Origin of the sequence: Streptomyces sp. WELS2, from assembly GCF_013870595.1 — a bacterium.
Lineage (GTDB): Bacteria > Actinomycetota > Actinomycetes > Streptomycetales > Streptomycetaceae > Streptomyces.
Genome location: NZ_JACBWZ010000786.1, coordinates 1 through 2,826, shown reverse-complemented (window position 1 = coordinate 2,826; position 2,826 = coordinate 1). Strand labels below are relative to the sequence as shown.

The 2,826-nt window shown below is 71.3% G+C and carries 2 protein-coding genes and 1 pseudogene; all 3 read left to right on the top strand.

From position 1 onward, the window contains the following. Nucleotides 1-216 precede the first annotated feature (216 nt). A complete protein-coding gene (recA, locus tag H5J33_RS29790; protein WP_030608882.1) occupies nt 217-1,347 on the top strand; it encodes a recombinase RecA in 1,131 nt (376 codons plus the stop codon). Between the two features lie 3 nt (nt 1,348-1,350). Further along, entirely contained in the window at nt 1,351-2,295 is a 945-nt protein-coding gene (recX, locus tag H5J33_RS29785) for a recombination regulator RecX (RefSeq protein WP_181797900.1), read from the top strand. Between the two features lie 212 nt (nt 2,296-2,507). After that, nucleotides 2,508-2,826 (top strand): annotated as a pseudogene (locus tag H5J33_RS29780) (ABC transporter permease); the annotation flags it as partial.

Genomic DNA, 2,826 nt, shown 5'->3' with positions numbered 1-2,826 from the left:
CTGAGCCGGGAGGGGCGGGGCCGGCTTGACACAAAAATCGAACATCCATTCTTATGAGGTCTCAGGCGAGGCTGTTGGTTGGGGTCTTTGCCCCGATATTCCGGGAAATGCCCCCTGGTTATCCACAGGCCGGGCCTGCGTCGGGGCGCATTGTCAGTGGCAGGCGTTAGCGTCTTTGACGTGAAGCGATCGACTCAAGCAAACCGGGTGGAACCCATGGCAGGAACCGACCGCGAGAAGGCGCTCGACGCCGCGCTCGCGCAGATTGAACGGCAATTCGGCAAGGGCGCGGTCATGCGCATGGGCGAGCGGTCGAAGGAGCCCATCGAGGTCATCCCGACCGGCTCGACCGCGCTCGACGTCGCCCTCGGCGTGGGCGGCCTGCCGCGCGGCCGTGTCGTGGAGATCTACGGACCGGAGTCCTCCGGTAAGACGACCCTGACCCTGCACGCCGTGGCGAACGCGCAGAAGGCCGGCGGCCAGGTCGCCTTCGTGGACGCCGAGCACGCCCTCGACCCCGAGTACGCGCGCAAGCTCGGCGTCGACATCGACAACCTGATCCTCTCCCAGCCGGACAACGGCGAGCAGGCGCTCGAGATCGTGGACATGCTGGTCCGCTCCGGCGCCCTCGACCTCATCGTCATCGACTCGGTCGCCGCGCTCGTCCCGCGCGCGGAGATCGAGGGCGAGATGGGCGACAGCCACGTCGGTCTGCAGGCCCGCCTGATGAGCCAGGCGCTGCGGAAGATCACCAGCGCGCTCAACCAGTCCAAGACCACCGCCATCTTCATCAACCAGCTCCGCGAGAAGATCGGCGTGATGTTCGGCTCCCCCGAGACCACGACCGGTGGCCGGGCGCTGAAGTTCTACGCCTCGGTGCGTATCGACATCCGCCGCATCGAGACCCTGAAGGACGGCACGGAGGCGGTCGGCAACCGCACCCGCTGCAAGGTCGTCAAGAACAAGGTCGCGCCGCCCTTCAAGCAGGCCGAGTTCGACATCCTCTACGGCCAGGGCATCAGCCGCGAGGGCGGCCTGATCGACATGGGCGTGGAGCACGGCTTCGTGCGCAAGGCCGGCGCCTGGTACACGTACGAGGGCGACCAGCTCGGTCAGGGCAAGGAGAACGCGCGCAACTTCCTCAAGGACAACCCCGACCTGGCCAACGAGATCGAGAAGAAGATCAAGGAGAAGCTGGGCGTGGGAGTCCGGCCGGAGGAGCCCGCCGCCGAGCCGGGCGCCGACGCGGCGGTCACCACCGCGGCGGCCGGGGACGCCGCCAAGTCCGCAGCCGTCCCGGCAGCCGCCAAGGCCACCAAGCCCAAGGCCGCCGCAGCCAAGAGCTGACCCGTGACACGGCGAACCGACTGGGCCGAGTACGAGTACGCCGTCCCCGGTGCCCCACGGGGGAGGGGTACCGGGGGCTACCCGGACTCCGCCCCGGACGGTGACGGCGGACACGGCGAGTACGGCGAACTCGAGTACGGCGAGTACGGCGAACCCGGGGGACCCGAGCGGTACCGAGGACGGCGGGAGTACGGGGGACCCGACGCCCACGGCGGCTCCGCTCCCTATGACGGCACCGGCGGGTACGAGGGTGACGGTGGCCCGGACGCACGCGATGTGGGTGGTGAGCCGTACGGGGGCGGTTCACCCCGTGGCCGGGGCTTCGGAGGAACCGGTGGCGCGCGGGGCGGGGGCCGCGGGCGTGGCCGGCGGCGCGGTTTCGGGGACGCGCCCGGTGAGGACGAAGGCGCCCCCTCCTCGGCGAGGGACGAGCGGGGGGAGTCTTCAGGGGACCCGGCTGAGCGGGCCCGGGCGATCTGCCTGCGCCTGCTCACCGGGACCCCGCGCACCCGCAAGCAGCTCGCGGACGCCCTGCGCAAACGGGAGATCCCCGAGGACGTCGCCCAGGAGGTGCTGGACCGGTTCGAGGAGGTCGGGCTCATCGACGACGGTGCCTTCGCGGACGCCTGGGTGGAGTCCCGGCACCACGGGCGGGGACTCGCCCGCCGCGCCCTCGCCCGGGAGCTGCGGACCAAGGGCGTCGACTCGGCGTTGATCGAGGACGCCGTCGCCCAGCTCGACTCCGAGCAGGAGGAGGCGACCGCCCGGGAACTCGTCGCCCGCAAGCTGCGTGCCACCCGGGGCCTGGACCGTGACAAGCGGCTCCGCCGCCTCGCGGGCATGCTCGCCCGCAAGGGCTACCCCGAGGGCATGGCCCTCCGCGTCGTCCGCCAGGCGCTGGAGGAAGAGGGCGAGGACACCGAGTTCCTCGGGGACGGGGACTTCTGAGCCAGGGGACGGACCGGGTGTTCGGAGCTCGGGGAGGCGCAGACGCCGGTGTCGGGGTGGGGCTAACCCCCGCCCCGCGAGGGTGGGGTGCCCCCTGCCGGGACGCCGGGTCGCCGCAGTGCTCTCCAGCCCCCTGACCGGCGACTCTGTTACGCGCGCCCAGCGCACGCGACCGACGCGTGCGCGCGTACAACAGAAGAGAGCCCGTCCCCATGATGCTGCGATACGCCCTGCGGACCGTCCGGGCCCGGAAGGCAGGTTTTCTCGGCGCCTTTCTCGCCCTGATGTGCGCGGCGGCCCTGATCACCGCGTGCGGCACCCTCCTCGACACCGGCCTGCGCGGCACCATCCACACCGAGCGCTATGCCGCAGCCCCCGTCGTGGTCAGCGCGGACCAGCAGGTGCACCGGATCACCGTCAAGCACAAGCACGGCAAGACCAAGGTCAAGCACAAGGCGAAGCCCATCGCCGAGCGCGCCTGGCTCCCCGGGCAACTGCGCGACAGGCTCGCCCGCACCCCCGGCGTGGCCC

Coding starts and splice junctions, on each gene's coding strand:
- recA (WP_030608882.1), top strand. CDS start 217: ATGGCAGGAACCGACCGCGAGAAGGCGCTCGACGCCGCGCTCGCGCAG.